This window comes from Bacillus sp. FSL W8-0183 (assembly GCF_038006825.1).
GTDB classification, from domain to species: domain Bacteria; phylum Bacillota; class Bacilli; order Bacillales; family Bacillaceae; genus Bacillus; species Bacillus altitudinis.
This window is the reverse complement of record NZ_JBBOVY010000001.1, coordinates 3,100,882-3,115,617: the sequence shown is the minus strand read 5'-3', so window position 1 is coordinate 3,115,617 and position 14,736 is coordinate 3,100,882. Positions and strand designations below refer to the sequence as shown.

The following is a 14,736-nucleotide window of genomic DNA, read 5'->3' as shown; positions in this document are numbered from 1 at the left end:
GCGTCAGACGCACGTCCTCTTTTGTGTTTTATTCTGCATTTCTCGCACTATGTGCAAGTCTGCTTGATGCTGCCGCAGCAATAGCACCGACAATGTCATCTAAAAAGGTGTGGCATTCGCCTGAGGATTTATCGTTGAGTTTCCCAAGAATCCCTGGTTTTTCTTTATCGATATATCCGTAATTCGTAAAGCCGATGGAGCCATAAATATTAACGATGGCAAAGGATAAAATTTCATCCACACCATATAGACTTTCATCTGTTTCAAGAATGGATTGCAGCGGTTCTGTCAGCTTTTTTTGCTCAGCGAGAACATCTAGTTCAACGCCTGTTAAGATGGCATTTTGGACTTCACGTTTTGCGATGACACGTTCCACATTGTGGATGCACTCTGTCATGTCTAAGCCAGGATGATATTTTTCCTGTAAAAAGAAGACAAGGTCTGCTATATCTTGAATGGTTACGCCTCGTTCTTGTAAACGGCGTCTTGCTGTTTTTTCTACTTCGTTCATCTCATGATGATGCGGCATGTTCCTCACCCAATCCTCGTAATTTGTCCACAACGTGTGAAATAGCTTCGGATAGTAAATAGTATTCATAAATCCCTCAACCTGCGACTACGATATGATAAGAGACTGATTTTATGAACGCAGGTGAAATCATGAAAGAAACCATTTATCACACATTTGGTATTGATGTGCGTCAATTTATGCCATATGGCAGTTATCAGAGCTTTCAAACGGCGAAAGCTCTCTTCATCATTGTTCCCGTGTCTCATTTGCGAGAAGAAGAACTCACAGAGCTTTATCATATCAGTCAGTATTTACTGAATGACGGTGACCCATACGTTGCCGTGTTTGAATTAACAAACGAAGAGAAACCGACTTTTACCCATGGAAAAGAACTGTACGCTCTATTAAAGGCAGCACCGCGGGTTACAAGCCGCTCATTTCAGCACGCATCAGAGCTGGCGGCCTTTCATGTCAGGGGGAGAGGATTTCCTTATGAGGTGTCTGAAACAAAACGTGTCGGAGCTTGGAAGGAATTATGGGCAAAACGGTTAGACCAGCTGGAAGGCTTTTGGATGCAGCAAATGCATCAAAAACCACTTGAACGATTTGAAAAGAAATTCATTGAATCCTTTCCGTATTATCTCGGATTAACGGAAAATGCCATTCAATATTTAGTGGATACAGAGCTTGATGATGAACCAAAAGAATGTGATTCAGGAACTGTTTGTCATCAGCGCTTTTCACGTATGACCTGGCCACATGAGCAGCCGCTTCGTTTACCTGTTGACTGGGTATTTGACCATCCAACAAGAGACATCGCAGAATATTTAAGAGAAACCTTTGTCCAGCATAAGGAGGATTTAATTGAAGAGGGATTTTCCTTTTTGCAGCAATATGAGCAGGTTACGCCTCTTTCATCATTTTCAAAGCGACTTTTATACAGCCGTCTTCTGTTTCCGCTTCATTATTTTGAAATTGTCGAAGGTTATTATATGTCAGGAGAAAATGAAAAATCTTATTATGAAGAACGATTAGATTACGTTTTAAATGATGCGAACCGCTACGAATATTTTCTCAAGGTGTTTCAAGAATTGAGTGCTATGCGCAGCGGTGGGCATCTCATTCCTCCTGTTGGATGGATTCATCAATCCGCTGATTTGAAGTTTCAGTGAACAGACGAAACGTCTCTTTTCTCTTGAGGCGTTTTTCGTTATGCTTAAAGAAATCAACCAAAGGAGTGTTCTTCTTGACGAAACCTTATGTCTATATCACAAGAAAGCTTGATGAAACAACACTTACACCATTAAAAGAAGTCGCTCATATTGATATGTGGACGAGCGAGGATGAGCCGTGTCCAAGAGAAGAGTTAGAAAAACAAGCGGCTCAAGCAGATGGGCTGCTCACGATGCTGTCAGATCAAGTAGATGAGGCACTTTTATCAAATGCTCCAAATCTAAAAGTGGTCGCGAATCTTGCGGTCGGCTATGACAATATTGATCTAAAGGCAGCTAAAAAGCACGGGATCACGGTATGTCATACACCGGACGTCTTAACAGAATCGACGGCTGATTTAGCCTTTGCGCTTTTGATGGCGTCAGCAAGACGAATTGTCGAAGCGAGTGATTGGATTAAGGATGGGAACTGGACAGGCTGGGGGCCGCTTCTTCTAGCCGGTGCTGATGTGCATCATAACACGTTAGGGATTGTCGGAATGGGCAGTATTGGAACCGCACTGGCCAAGCGGGCAAAAGGTTTTGATATGAATGTTCTGTATCATAATCGTTCAAGAAAGCCAGAAGCAGAAGCGCAACTAGGTGTGACCTATGCCGCATTTGATGAGCTGCTTACGCAGTCTGATTTCATCGTTTGTTTGACGCCTTTAACGCCTGAAACGAAAGAAATGTTTAATAAGAAAGCATTTGAGAAGATGAAGAATACGGCTTACTTCATCAACGTTTCCAGAGGGCAGACGGTAGACGAAGATGCTTTATATGATGCTGTCACGACAGGAAAAATTGCAGGAGCAGGGCTGGATGTATTTAGCAAGGAGCCAGTCAGCCCAGATCACCCGTTAACGACATTAGCAAATGTGACAGTGCTTCCTCATATCGGAAGTGCAAGTGTTGAAACGAGAAAAAACATGATGCATTTATGTGCTGAAAATATTGCGCTTGTCCTGCAAGATCAGCAAGCCAAAACGCCAGTTCAGGCGTAATCTCAAGCTCCCCGGCTTCGGGAGCTTTTCTCACAAAAATATTTTGAAAATATAGAATCTTGATATAAATAGCTGTTAAGCGGTTTCATCCTCATATTCTCTTATTTTATTACCTTGTCAAAATGAGGATACCCCTTTATAATGTGTGTACATTGAATGTCTGTGTTAGGTTAACAAATGTCCTTTTAGAGAGGACATTTACGGAGAAAGGTGGAATTTCAGGTGAAGGCAATTCGAGTTGGACTACTAGGATTAGGAACAGTGGGGAGCGGTGTCGTTAAGATTATTCAAGATCATCAGGATAAATTAATGCACCAGATCGGCTGTCCGGTATTAATACAAAAAGTGCTTGTGAGCAATCCCGATAAAAAAAGAGATGTGGATGTGGCAAGAGAGGTCTTCACAACTGAAGTATACGATGTGATTCGAGATCCAGAGATCGACGTCATTATTGAAGTGATGGGCGGCATTGAAGAGACAAAACAATATTTAATAGATGCACTAAATGAGAAGAAGCATGTCATTACAGCCAATAAGGATTTAATGGCGCTATATGGCACAGAGCTTTTACATGTAGCAAAAGAAAACGGCTGTGACCTTTACTATGAAGCAAGTGTCGCAGGTGGGATTCCGATTTTGCGTACACTAGAGGAAGGTTTAGCCTCTGACCGCATCACAAAAATGATGGGAATCGTGAACGGGACAACGAACTTTATTTTAACAAAAATGAATGTCGATAAAAGTGCGTATGAAGATGTATTAAAAGAAGCACAGGATCTTGGCTTTGCAGAAGCAGATCCGACGGCGGACGTAGAAGGGCTAGATGCGGCAAGAAAGATGGCCATCCTGGCAAGACTCGGCTTTTCCATGAATGTAGACTTAGAGGATGTGAAAGTGAAAGGCATCTCTGACATCTCGGACGAGGACATTAATTTCAGTAAACGTTTTGGCTATACAATGAAGCTGATTGGAATTGCTCAAAGGGACGGAGAGAAAGTGGAGGTCAGCGTACAGCCAACTTTACTTCCTGATCATCACCCGTTATCTTCCGTCAACAATGAATTTAATGCTGTCTATGTTTACGGAAGTGCTGTCGGAGAAACGATGTTTTACGGACCTGGAGCAGGCAGTCTGCCAACGGCAACAGCTGTAGTCTCAGATTTAGTCGCTGTTATGAAAAACATGCGTCTTGGTGTGAATGGCAGTGGATTTATTGCACCGCAATTTGAGAAGAAAATCAAATCATCATCCGAAGTATTTGCTCAGCAATTTTTAAGAATACATGTGAGAGATCAAGTCGGGGCTTTCTCCCGCATTACATCGATTTTTTCTGAAAGAGGCATCAGCTTTGAAAAGATCCTTCAGCTTCCTGTCAAAGGGCATGATGAGCTTGCTGAAATTGTGATTATTACACATCAGACATCAGAAGAAGATTTCTCAAATATCCTGCAAACATTAAACGATCTCGACGTGGTGGTTCAAGTGAAGAGCACGTACCGAGTAGAAGGGAACGGTTTAAGCTGATGAAGTGGAATGGACTCATTGAAGAATTTCAAGAATTTTTACCAGTAAACGAACACACACCTAAACTAACATTAAATGAAGGAAACACACCGCTGATTCATCTCGCAAAGCTATCTGAAAAGCTTGGGATTGAACTTCATGTGAAAACAGAAGGCGTCAACCCTACAGGTTCTTTTAAGGATCGCGGGATGGTCATGGCCGTCGCAAAGGCAAAAGAAGAAGGCAATGATACGATCATGTGTGCATCGACAGGGAATACGTCTGCAGCAGCAGCAGCTTATGCGGCGCGCGCTGATATGAAATGTATTGTCATCATTCCAGATGGAAAAATCGCCTTCGGTAAGCTGGCGCAGGCTGTCATGTACGGAGCAGAGATTATTGCCATTGACGGCAACTTTGATGATGCGCTGAAAATTGTCCGCAGCATCTGTGAAAAAGCACCGATTGCACTTGTTAACTCCGTCAATCCATACCGAATTGAAGGACAAAAAACAGCTGCATTTGAAATCTGTGAGCAGCTAGGCGGCGCTGCGCCGGACGTACTGGCGATTCCTGTTGGAAATGCGGGGAATATTACAGCGTACTGGAAAGGCTTCAAAGAATATCATGAGAAAAAAGGCACGGGACTGCCAGTCATGCGTGGTTTTGAAGCAGAAGGAGCTGCAGCCATCGTTAGAAATGAAGTCATTGAGCAGCCAGAAACAGTCGCAACAGCCATTCGCATCGGAAACCCTGCAAGCTGGAAGCAAGCTGTAGCAGCGGCAGATGAATCAAACGGGAAAATTGATGAAGTGACAGATGAAGAAATTCTTCATGCCTATCAATTGATCGCACGTGAAGAAGGTGTGTTTGCAGAGCCAGGCTCTTGTGCATCAATTGCAGGTGTACTCAAACAAGTGAAATCTGGAGAAATTAAGCCAGGCAGTAAAGTCGTCGCTGTACTAACAGGAAACGGATTAAAAGATCCGAATACGGCGATTGATATTTCACACATCAAACCGGTCACGCTGGATGCAGATGAAGATCAAATTCTGGAACATTTAGAAAAGGCCGCACGCGTATGAGTAACGCCTCCATGCTTTTTTCAATCACAGTACCGGGAAGCACTGCCAACTTAGGACCAGGCTTTGACTCAGTCGGAATGGCGCTCAGCCGCTATTTAAAGCTATCGGTCTATGACCATGATAGCTGGCTGTTTGAAGCAGAAACAGATGTCGTGTCTGGTATTCCATCAGGCACCGATAACCTGATCTACCAAACAGCTAAAAAGGTCGCAGATGACTTTGGAAAAACACTCCCGCCTGTTCATGTCAAAGTGTGGAGTGATATTCCATTAGCAAGGGGGCTGGGCAGCAGCGCTGCTGCCATTGTCGCCGCTATTGAGCTCGCCAATCAGTTGCTTGAATTAAAGATGACCGATGATCAGAAGCTCTTTTTTGCAAGTGAGGTAGAAGGTCATCCAGATAATGCGGGTGCCTCTTTATTCGGTGGTTTACTCATCGGTCTTCATGAAGAAGACAAGACACATGCCGTTAAAGTACAGCATGTGGATGTAGATGTCGTCGTCGTGATTCCTTTTTATGAAGTGCTCACAAAGGATGCCCGTGATGTCCTGCCAGAGGATTTTTCCTATAAACAGGCCGTAAGTGCGAGTGCAGTGAGTAACGTCCTTGTCGCCGCCTTAATGACGCAGAACTGGCCGCTTGTAGGGGAAATGATGAATAAAGATTTATTTCATCAGCCATACCGCACGATGCTTGTCCCAGAGCTGTCCAAGGTGGAGCACGTTGCTTCATTAAAAGGCGCGTATGGAACGGCATTAAGCGGTGCTGGGCCGACTATTTTGACCTTAGTGGAAAAAGGGAAGGGAGAAGCGCTGAAAAAGCAGCTTGCTCAAAATTTCCCGCATTGTGAAGTGGATGTGCTGACGGTGCCGGTAGAAGGTGTCGTCGTCGAGCATCATTCTGTGAATCAAATGAAGAACGTGCTGTGAAGACGCACGTTCTTTTTCTTGTTTTTCATAACAAAAGCAGGGATTATTATTTAGAGAAGCGAACTATTTTTTGATACATAAAAGGGGGCGATCTATTGATGAAGAAATTGATAACAGCAGAGGATTTAACACAAATCGTGTCTGTTTCTCATCCAGTTTATTCACCAGATGGAAAAAAGGCTGTTTTTACAAAAGTAACGGTGAATGAAAAAAAGGATGATTACAATATTCATTTATGGGTTCGAGATGAAGAGACAGGGGAGCTGTCTCAATGGACATTTGATGATGGGAAGCATCATCAGCCAACATGGTCAAAAGACGGAAAGCAGCTTGCGTTTATTTTGCAGAAGCCAAAGGAAGTCCCTCAGCTCGCACTTATTCAGAGCGATGGCGGCGGAATTCGTACCTTAACGAATATTCCTTACGGCGTCTCTCAACCTGTATTTTCACCGGATGGAGCTTTTATTTATGCAGCGGTCTCATTAAAACAAGAAGAATCTGTTCATGATGAAAAAAAGGAAGAGTGCGATGACTTTGCTCCGGCCGTATATGATGATTTGACTTATAAAGCAGATGGCAGAGGCTTTTTAGACGGGCGTCTGACGCAAATTGTAAAAATCGATGTCCGTTCCGGCGAGGTAGAGGTGGTTACGAGTGAGCCCCATCATCATGTGAATCATGTCATCTCTCCTTGCGGGAAGTGGCTTGCGTATATTCAATCAAATCCTCAGACGTTTTACATAAGTGATATCTGTCTCCTTTCCTTAGAGGACGGTACATCCAAGAAAATCACCCAATCAACAGGCGCTTACACGACTGTATCATTTTCTCCAAATGGAGAAAGCCTTTTGTACATTGGACACGAACGTGAATTTGAAAATGCGACCATCCTGTCATTGTGGCTGCATGACCTGAAGGAGAAAAAGACCGTTCAATTGTCAGAAATGCTCGATATGTATGTAGGAAACTGTATGGCAGGGGATAGTGTTATGGGTGAGGCCAATCAGCTTCCACAATGGACAAAGGATAGTCAGGGGTTTTATGCGCTTGTTTCTGATCAAGGGAGTACCGGAATTTATTATTTCTCTATTGAAGGCTTAGCCTATCCCGTTCGTTTAGAGGCAGAACATGTGACGAATTTCAGTCTTCATCCAGACGAATCAAAAATGCTGATCAGCCGTCTTTCATCTGTCTCGCCTAGTGAACTGTATGAGCTGACTTTAGGGGAATCCTCACTCAAGCAAATCACGTTTGAGCATGATGACTTTCTAAAGGAACATGTCATATCCGAACCTGAACCAATTTCTTTCCAGTCAAAAGAAGGAGACGTTGTACATGGCTGGTTGATGAAGCCTGCTCAGATGGAAGAGGGGAAGACATATCCATTAATCTTAGAAATTCATGGCGGGCCGCATGCGATGTACGGTCATACGTATTTTCATGAATTTCAAATGCTCGCCGCTGAAGGGTATGCGATTGTGTACATCAATCCTCATGGCAGTCATGGATACGGACAGATGTTTACAGACCGAGTAAGAGGCAGCTATGGTGATGTTGATTATGAGGATGTCATGCTGGCTGTTGATCATGTGCTCGAAGCCTATGACTTTCTTGATGAAACAAGGCTTGGCGTAACAGGCGGCAGCTATGGCGGTTTTATGACCAACTGGATTGTCGGACAGACAGACCGTTTCCGTGCAGCTGTTACACAGCGTTCCATCTCAAATTGGATTAGCTTTTATGGCATCAGTGATATCGGTTATTTCTTTACAAAATGGCAGATTGATGGGGATATTTATGACTCTGTTGATAAGCTATGGGATCGTTCGCCGCTAAAGTATGTAAAACAGGTGAATACACCGCTTCTGATCCTGCACAGTGATGAAGACTACCGCTGCCCAGTCGATCAAGGAGAACAGCTTTTTGTGGCATTAAAGGAGCTTGGAAAAGACACGAGATTAGTCAAATTCCCGAAGGCCTCTCATGATTTATCGAGAAGCGGCCACCCTGGGCAGCGTATTCAAAGACTGACCTTTATTCAAGAATGGTTTAGAGAGAAGTTATCCTAATTAAAAAACGGCCCTGATTGGGTCGTTTCAGCGTGTAGACAAACCCTCGCATTCGGTGTCAGTCCTGCGTTCCGGTGCTCACGAATGTCAAATTCGCTCCGCGCCAGTACTCGTCCTTCCTAGACTGCAAAGGTTTTCTATCACACTGAAAACAAGACAAAGGGCTAAAATTAGCCCTTTGTCAACAATTAAAAAACGGCCCAGTAAGGGCCGTTTTCATGTCATATATGAATTAGAAAACCTGTTCAACTTCTACAACGCCAGGTACTTCTTCTAATAATGCGCGCTCAATACCGGCTTTCAATGTAATGGTTGAACTTGGGCAGCTGCCGCATGCACCAAGAAGGCGTAATTTCACAATGCCATCTTCAATGTCTACAAGCTCACAGTCTCCACCATCACGTAATAGAAATGGACGAAGTTTGTCCAGTACTTCCTGTACTTGGTCTTTCATTTCGACTTCAGTCATTAGATATAATCGCTCCTTTCACAACATATCACCATTATATTCATCTGGACGATAAAAATCTATTGATTGGTTTCAAAGTTTCCTTCTCATTATAGCACAATCTCATCTTGAAACAAAAAGTGATTTTGACTTTTTTCATACAGAAAATTCAGCTAAAATAAAGAAAGAATGGGGGGCTTGTCAAATGAACAAAACCGTTGACCTTTATGTATATGGAAGAGATGTCCTGTGCGCTAGCTGCGTGAATCTGCCTTCTTCAAAAGATACATTTGAGTGGCTAGATGCAGCATTAAAACGAAAATATCCAAATCAGCCGTTTCGCATCACATATATCGATATTGAGCACCCGCCTGAAAACGAACGCCAAAAAGAATTATCTGAACGAATTCTTGATGATGAATTCTTTTATCCGCTTGTCCTTGTTGAGGATCAAATTGTAGGAGAGGGCAATCCGAAATTAAAAGATATTTATCAAGAAATGGAGAAATACGGGTATGAAGAGAGCAGTGAATGAGCTGTTCTTTTTTTAGAAAAAATAATCGAACAAATGTTCCTTTTTAGGTTGATTTAGAACGTTTGTTCGTATATAATGAGAAGAAAGGAGCGTGAGCATCATGAATTATTTACTAAAACAATCTCTTCATCAACAAATACCGATTGATATGATTTATATGAAGAAAAATGGAGAGTGCTCGAAACGAAAAATCATTGTACATCGTCAAACTGAACAGTTCATACAAGCGTATTGTTTATCGAAGAAGACGATCAGAACGTTTCGTAAAGACTGCATCCTTGCGCTTGCTCCTATCAAAGTGAACCATCCATCGGCACATGCCGTTTCATAATAAAAGCTCCTTCATTAGAAGGAGCTTTGAGAAAAAATTCACATCATTTTATCCATTGTGATGCTTGTACATCCAAAGAAGTCCAGATTTTAAGAGTCTTGGAACACGACCAACAAGCGGGCGATCCGCTACTAAGCCAAAGCCGGCTTTTTTTCCTAAAGAGCCGAGTACGCCTTTTAACTTAAACTGCGGGTAAGCCTCAGGAAGCGGCTCGTTCTTCCAGCGTTTCTGTAGAGATTGCACAATTTGCTCTGCCTGTGCCTCGGCAAGCTGTGCACTTGGTGCGTGCGGCAAGCTTGCGCAGTCACCTACGACATAGACATGCTCATCTCCAGGGAGATTGTGATGAGGAGTTAAGACGACACGGCCTTGGGCATCTTTTTCAACATCCATATCTCGCACGACTTTACTTGGCTGAATTCCTGCTGTCCACACGATGACATCTGCTTCAATGGCATCGTCATGGTTGTACACAACTCCTTCTTCAACCTTCGTAATATTGGCGCAGTTAATGATCTTTACATCATTTTCTTCAAACCATTTTTGTACATATAAACTTAATCTTTTTGGGAAACTGGAAAGAATCAGTTCTCCGCGGTCAAAAAGAATGATGTTTAAATCAGAACGGCTTTCACGCAGTTCACTGGCCAGCTCTACCCCGCTAAGTCCAGCACCGACGATACCAACCGTTGCACCTGCACTCAAATTGTTTAATTTGTTATACGTATGTCTTGACTGATCAATGGTTTGAATGCTGTATGTATGTTCTTTCGCACCAGGGACATTGTGATACTTGTCCTCACAGCCGAGTCCGATTACCGTATCATCATATGGAATAGGTTCACGGTCGCTAAATAAGATCTGTTTGTTTTCAATATCAATTTTTTCTACTTCCCCGTATTGAATATCCAGCTTTGGATGCTCTGGAAAAGATACTCGAATGTGATGATCAGAGATCGTTCCAGCAGCAAGTGCATAATATTCTGTTTTTAAACAGTGGTAAGGATTTCGATCAATTAATGTGATAGTAACATCATCAGGTAATTGATTTGGCAATAAGCGGTGGAGAACCCGCATATTCCCGTAACCTCCGCCGATCAAGACTAAATTTTTCATGACGATTCTCCTTTTCCCCCTAGACATTGAAAAACACTTATACTAAAAAACTTTAAGTTAAAATACCAAATAAAATTATATCGAATTTACTGTGAAACCACAATAATTGTTTCAAAATAACCTACATATTCATTACTTAGTCCTAAATAGTAAAACATTTTACGGGGAATAGGCGTAACGATTTATTGAAGCTCATGTTTTGACTAATAGAAGGAATTTCGGTAGGATAGTAAGGCAAATGTGAGGTGAAGCACAGTGTTTCCACTGATCGAATTTTGTGTAAGTAATCTTGCACAAGGGTCTCAAGAAGCAAAAGAGAAACTTGAAAAAGACCCAAACTTAGATGTAATGGAATACGGTTGTTTAAGCTACTGCGGCAAATGTATGGACTCCCCATTTGCCCTTGTGAATGGAGAATTTGTTTCTGGAGAAAATGCAGAGCAGCTAGTTGAGCGTATTTATGCTTTTATAGAGGAAAACGACATGTTTTAAATGCACCACATGGGTCATGAGGTGCATTTTTTTCATATATTCAGTTTCCATTTTTCAGGAGAAAATGTAGAAAGCGCATCCAATATGTTATGCTAATAAAATATCATCAAAATGAAGCATCACACGAGAGAAAAAGAGACATATGCATAATAAAAGCCCTTTGCCATGGCAGCAAAGAGCTTCTATGTATGAAAAACGGGGGATGATAAGATTGTCTCCTGAATCGACTCCTTTTATACTATAAAGAAACAACATTTTTGGAGGACGCTCATGACATCATTTCAATTCACGAAAATGCACGGACTAGGAAACAATTATATATACGTCAATCAGATGAAGGAACAGCTTCCAGAAGAGCAGCTGTCAGAGATAGCGATCCGCGTTTCTTCTGTTTATACAGGTGTCGGTTCAGACGGAATGATCCTCATTTGCCCATCAGATGTTGCGCCTGTGAAGATGCGCATTTTCAACAATGATGGATCAGAGGGGAAAAACTGCGGTAACGGTCTGCGTTGCGTTGCAAAATATGTGTATGAGCATCAAATCGTAACAGACACAACGTTCCAGATTGAGACATTGTCAGGACTTGTTGAAGCGACCGTTCATGTGCAGGATGGTCACGTTCAGTTAGTGACAGTAGATATGGGTAAACCTCGTTTTGAAAAAGAAGCGATGCCGATGCTTGGTGAACCGGCCAGTACAACGATTAATGAACCGCTTGATTTTGGCACGACGACCTTAAATGGAACAGCTGTTTCAATGGGGAATCCCCATATTGTTTTCTATTTAGAAGACATTGAACAGGCGCCGCTTGATTCACTTGGGCCAATTATTGAAAAGCATGACATGTTTCCAGAAGGCGTCAATGTAGAATTTGTGGAACGAGTCAGTGAAACGGAACTGCATTTTCGCGTGTGGGAAAGAGGATCAGGGATTACGCAAGCGTGCGGAACAGGAGCATGTGCTGCGGCTGTATCAACGATTGTGAATGGACATGCGAAAAAAGAAACGGATATGACCGTTCATCTAGCTGGCGGAGACCTCATCATTCGCTGGAAAGACAATGACCATGTGCTGATGACAGGACCTGCTGAAACGATTTGTGACGGCACATTTTATCTCTAAACCATTTATTTGAGAAAAGGCAAAATCACGTTTATAATTGAAAAGAAACATCCAGTCAAAAGGAGGGATGATCGTGAGTACACCAGTAACGATTACAGAAGCTGCTGCATTGCAGATTAAAGATATGATGAAAGAACATGAAGAAGAAAATGCGTTCCTGCGAGTGGGCGTAAAAGGCGGCGGCTGCAGCGGTCTTTCATACGGGATGGGCTTTGACCATGAAGTCTCAGAGAAAGACACGCAGTTCGAACAGCAGGGCATCAAGGTCCTTGTCGACTCCGAAAGCCTTGACATCATGAACGGCACCATCATTGATTTCAAACAATCACTAATGGGCGGCGGTTTCACGATTGACAATCCGAACGCGATTGCTTCATGCGGATGCGGTTCTTCGTTCAGAACAGCGACGAATACCGGTACGCCGGAAGAGTGTTAGAATTTCAGTATCAATGAATTCTGTAAATCTATTTTGAATAAAAACCTCCTCAATTAGATTATAAATTTGAGGAGGTTTTTTTATGTTCTTTTTTAAAGGTGCTTAAAATTCTAGCAAGGTTTTCAACAAGTCTATTTGAAATGATTAGATATAGCATGAACATACAGTATGTTTCGTACGATAATTAGAATTCATTATTACACCGATTTGCTTTGAAATTCATTAAAATGTTTAGCTGAAAAATAATCCGCAATTTTTTAAAATTTCATTTGTATCAAGTACGGTTGCTTTTTCAATTCCTACATTATTCATTTTCATAAAAGATTGTACAGCTTGATAACCTACTGCATAGCCTGCAAAGGGTGATAATCCGACAGGTTGATATCCTTGTTCTTTTGCAATGTTATCACCAAACATATAACTACTGACCTCAGCAAACCCTTTCGTATATAAAGCGTCTTTAATCACTTCTTTTGAATATTCTAAGTCCTGTTGATCAAAAGAAGTGACCCAAGGTCCTAGCATCTTTTCACCATAAAGTTCTTTTGCAAATGATTCAGCTAAACCTTCTATAATTAAGTAATCTCCAACCGTTACATTTCCGTAATCCCATTCAAAATAGGAAAAACGAATATTATGATGGAATTCATGCGCAATTAGAGCAGGGATCCGTGGGATGTTATAAGAGTTCGGATATATTGAGCATTGGATAAATCCCGGAATTCCTCCAAAGCCACAATACCCTTTTTGTTGTTCTAGCTTTTTCGGATCAGCTATATATAGACCAAATCTCAATTCATCAGAATTTATATGAAGGTTGTGTTTTTTGATAAAATTCATACAATAGTTCAAGGTGGTATTTGCCATTTGAAGAGCTTGAATTTCTTGTAGTTTTTTTAACGCTTGTTTACCAGTTTGTGTTTGTGATACATCAAGATAGCCAAGCATATTGGTTGCCATGATGACATCATAGCCATTTTTTTGTGTAGCTTTTAACGGAACGTTTATCATATTCCACATCTTTTCAAAAGGCCTCATCATGTTGTATCGAAAAAAGTGTTCTTTATTTTCTTTTAGCGAAAACAATTTTTCGTATTGAGCGATTGTATCTTCAATGATGATGTTCATCAGCTGGGACCTCTTTTCTGTTGATCAGCAAATACTTTCATGGCTTCACTCATGAATGAAGCCAAGCCCTCACCATATTGATCTATATTTTTTGTAAATCGTTCATCTTGAATATAAAGTTGACCTAATCCATAAAATGCCTCGAGGGAGTATTGAGTAAAGTGATTATTTAAAAATTCATACCATTCTTTGATGGCGGCTTGTACCTCTTTGGATTGAGGAGTGAGGTTGCGGAGGGATGCTAAGTTATGAAAAACTCTATCCCATCTCAAAGATAAATCATGTTGTTCATCTTTCGACAATCGACTTAATTTGAAGTTCACGTTATCAATGGACTGATTCCCCCAGCGACAGCGAGCTTCTTCTTCATATTGGTTGAATTTCATGTTCATTCCCTTGAACCTCTCTTTATTTGTTAGGTGAATTTCTCCCGTTATATGTTTTAGCGTCTTATCAATATTTTCAATCATTCTATCGAGAGTATTTCGTTTTTCCATCAACATTTTTCGTTGTAATATAAATGCTTCATGTTTATCAAATGACGGATTGTTTATGATTTCTTTTATTTCCTTTAAGTTAAATCCCAGTTCTCTGAAAAATAATATTTGCTGTAGTGTTTCAAGGTTTTCTTCTGAATAAAGCCGGTAACCAGCATCCGTGACTTCTTTTGGGGCCAACAAACCAATTTGATCATAATGATGAAGTGTACGAATACTAATATCAAACAATTCAGCGACTTCTTTTACTTTCATATTCAACACATCTCCTTATGATATTCACTATAAAGTATGACGTTACGTGAGGGTCAATAGA

The 14,736-nt window shown here is 41.5% G+C and carries 15 protein-coding genes and 1 pseudogene; 11 read left to right on the top strand and 5 right to left on the bottom strand.

Annotated features, from left to right (window positions below):
- Positions 1-28 precede the first annotated feature (28 nt).
- Positions 29-529 carry a phosphatidylglycerophosphatase A family protein gene (locus NSQ64_RS16565; protein WP_024719755.1) on the bottom strand — a complete coding sequence of 167 codons (501 nt, stop codon included), beginning with the start codon at positions 527-529 and terminating at the stop codon, positions 29-31.
- A gap of 113 nt (positions 530-642) precedes the next feature.
- On the opposite strand from NSQ64_RS16565, the gene yutH reads away from it, so the two are divergent.
- The 6 genes from yutH to NSQ64_RS16535 all read left to right on the top strand — a co-directional run bounded on the left by yutH (position 643) and on the right by NSQ64_RS16535 (position 8,312).
- Entirely contained in the window at positions 643-1,683 is a 1,041-nt protein-coding gene (gene yutH / locus NSQ64_RS16560) for a spore coat putative kinase YutH (protein WP_035389301.1), read from the top strand.
- A 74-nt stretch (positions 1,684-1,757) separates the two neighbouring features.
- Positions 1,758-2,726: a 2-hydroxyacid dehydrogenase gene (locus tag NSQ64_RS16555; RefSeq protein WP_341017341.1), complete on the top strand. Its 969-nt coding sequence runs from the start codon at positions 1,758-1,760 to the stop codon at positions 2,724-2,726.
- Between the two features lie 222 nt (positions 2,727-2,948).
- On the top strand, positions 2,949-4,250 hold the full coding sequence (locus NSQ64_RS16550) for a homoserine dehydrogenase (RefSeq protein ID WP_024719752.1): 1,302 nt from the start codon (positions 2,949-2,951) through the stop codon (positions 4,248-4,250).
- On the top strand, positions 4,250-5,314 hold the full coding sequence (gene thrC, locus NSQ64_RS16545) for a threonine synthase (RefSeq protein ID WP_024719751.1): 1,065 nt from the start codon (positions 4,250-4,252) through the stop codon (positions 5,312-5,314). The genes NSQ64_RS16550 and thrC overlap by 1 nt, the downstream gene beginning before the upstream one ends.
- A complete protein-coding gene (thrB, locus tag NSQ64_RS16540) occupies positions 5,311-6,243 on the top strand; it encodes a homoserine kinase (RefSeq protein WP_007500423.1) in 933 nt (310 codons plus the stop codon). The genes thrC and thrB overlap by 4 nt, the downstream gene beginning before the upstream one ends.
- A 98-nt stretch (positions 6,244-6,341) precedes the next feature.
- A complete protein-coding gene (locus tag NSQ64_RS16535; protein WP_144665916.1) occupies positions 6,342-8,312 on the top strand; it encodes a S9 family peptidase in 1,971 nt (656 codons plus the stop codon).
- Positions 8,313-8,544: 232 nt separating this feature from the next.
- Here NSQ64_RS16535 and NSQ64_RS16530 read toward each other — a convergent pair.
- A pseudogene (locus tag NSQ64_RS16530) lies at positions 8,545-8,844 on the bottom strand (NifU family protein).
- 121 nt (positions 8,845-8,965) lie between these two features.
- Here NSQ64_RS16530 and NSQ64_RS16525 point away from each other — a divergent pair.
- Positions 8,966-9,295 carry a YuzD family protein gene (locus NSQ64_RS16525; RefSeq protein ID WP_008346819.1) on the top strand — a complete coding sequence of 110 codons (330 nt, stop codon included), beginning with the start codon at positions 8,966-8,968 and terminating at the stop codon, positions 9,293-9,295.
- Positions 9,296-9,395: 100 nt separating this feature from the next.
- A complete protein-coding gene (locus tag NSQ64_RS16520) occupies positions 9,396-9,626 on the top strand; it encodes a WYL domain-containing protein (protein WP_008346816.1) in 231 nt (76 codons plus the stop codon).
- A 48-nt stretch (positions 9,627-9,674) separates the two neighbouring features.
- On the opposite strand, the gene NSQ64_RS16515 is transcribed toward NSQ64_RS16520, so the two are convergent.
- The gene (locus tag NSQ64_RS16515) at positions 9,675-10,742 is read right to left on the bottom strand and encodes an NAD(P)/FAD-dependent oxidoreductase (protein ID WP_039168948.1); all 1,068 of its coding nucleotides are present in this window, start codon (positions 10,740-10,742) and stop codon (positions 9,675-9,677) included.
- A gap of 255 nt (positions 10,743-10,997) precedes the next feature.
- On the opposite strand from NSQ64_RS16515, the gene NSQ64_RS16510 reads away from it, so the two are divergent.
- From NSQ64_RS16510 to erpA, 3 genes are all read left to right on the top strand, one after another.
- Positions 10,998-11,234, top strand: coding sequence for a YuzB family protein (locus tag NSQ64_RS16510; RefSeq protein WP_008346813.1), 237 nt, complete (start codon positions 10,998-11,000; stop codon positions 11,232-11,234).
- Between the two features lie 270 nt (positions 11,235-11,504).
- Positions 11,505-12,359 (top strand): diaminopimelate epimerase, encoded by an 855-nt coding sequence (dapF, locus tag NSQ64_RS16505; protein WP_268383119.1) that lies wholly within the window; start codon positions 11,505-11,507, stop codon positions 12,357-12,359.
- A gap of 73 nt (positions 12,360-12,432) precedes the next feature.
- A complete protein-coding gene (gene erpA, locus NSQ64_RS16500; RefSeq protein ID WP_017358921.1) occupies positions 12,433-12,795 on the top strand; it encodes an iron-sulfur cluster insertion protein ErpA in 363 nt (120 codons plus the stop codon).
- Between the two features lie 231 nt (positions 12,796-13,026).
- Here erpA and NSQ64_RS16495 read toward each other — a convergent pair whose 3' ends face one another.
- Positions 13,027-13,923 (bottom strand): DUF2268 domain-containing protein, encoded by an 897-nt coding sequence (locus NSQ64_RS16495; RefSeq protein ID WP_268383123.1) that lies wholly within the window; start codon positions 13,921-13,923, stop codon positions 13,027-13,029.
- Positions 13,923-14,675: a MerR family transcriptional regulator gene (locus NSQ64_RS16490; RefSeq protein WP_205474858.1), complete on the bottom strand. Its 753-nt coding sequence runs from the start codon at positions 14,673-14,675 to the stop codon at positions 13,923-13,925. Before NSQ64_RS16490 ends, NSQ64_RS16495 begins: the two co-directional genes overlap by 1 nt.
- Positions 14,676-14,736 lie beyond the last annotated feature (61 nt).

Bases quoted from the DNA above. Each gene is read 5' to 3' on its own strand.
- dapF (WP_268383119.1), top strand. From the start codon at position 11,505: ATGACATCATTTCAATTCACGAAAATGCACGGACTAGGAAACAATTAT.
- NSQ64_RS16525 (WP_008346819.1), top strand. From the start codon at position 8,966: ATGAACAAAACCGTTGACCTTTATGTATATGGAAGAGATGTCCTGTGC.
- yutH (WP_035389301.1), top strand. From the start codon at position 643: ATGAACGCAGGTGAAATCATGAAAGAAACCATTTATCACACATTTGGT.
- NSQ64_RS16565 (WP_024719755.1), bottom strand. From the start codon at position 529: ATGCCGCATCATCATGAGATGAACGAAGTAGAAAAAACAGCAAGACGC.
- NSQ64_RS16520 (WP_008346816.1), top strand. From the start codon at position 9,396: ATGAATTATTTACTAAAACAATCTCTTCATCAACAAATACCGATTGAT.
- thrB (WP_007500423.1), top strand. From the start codon at position 5,311: ATGAGTAACGCCTCCATGCTTTTTTCAATCACAGTACCGGGAAGCACT.
- NSQ64_RS16515 (WP_039168948.1), bottom strand. From the start codon at position 10,742: ATGAAAAATTTAGTCTTGATCGGCGGAGGTTACGGGAATATGCGGGTT.
- thrC (WP_024719751.1), top strand. From the start codon at position 4,250: ATGAAGTGGAATGGACTCATTGAAGAATTTCAAGAATTTTTACCAGTA.
- NSQ64_RS16535 (WP_144665916.1), top strand. From the start codon at position 6,342: ATGAAGAAATTGATAACAGCAGAGGATTTAACACAAATCGTGTCTGTT.
- NSQ64_RS16490 (WP_205474858.1), bottom strand. From the start codon at position 14,675: ATGAAAGTAAAAGAAGTCGCTGAATTGTTTGATATTAGTATTCGTACA.
- NSQ64_RS16495 (WP_268383123.1), bottom strand. From the start codon at position 13,923: ATGAACATCATCATTGAAGATACAATCGCTCAATACGAAAAATTGTTT.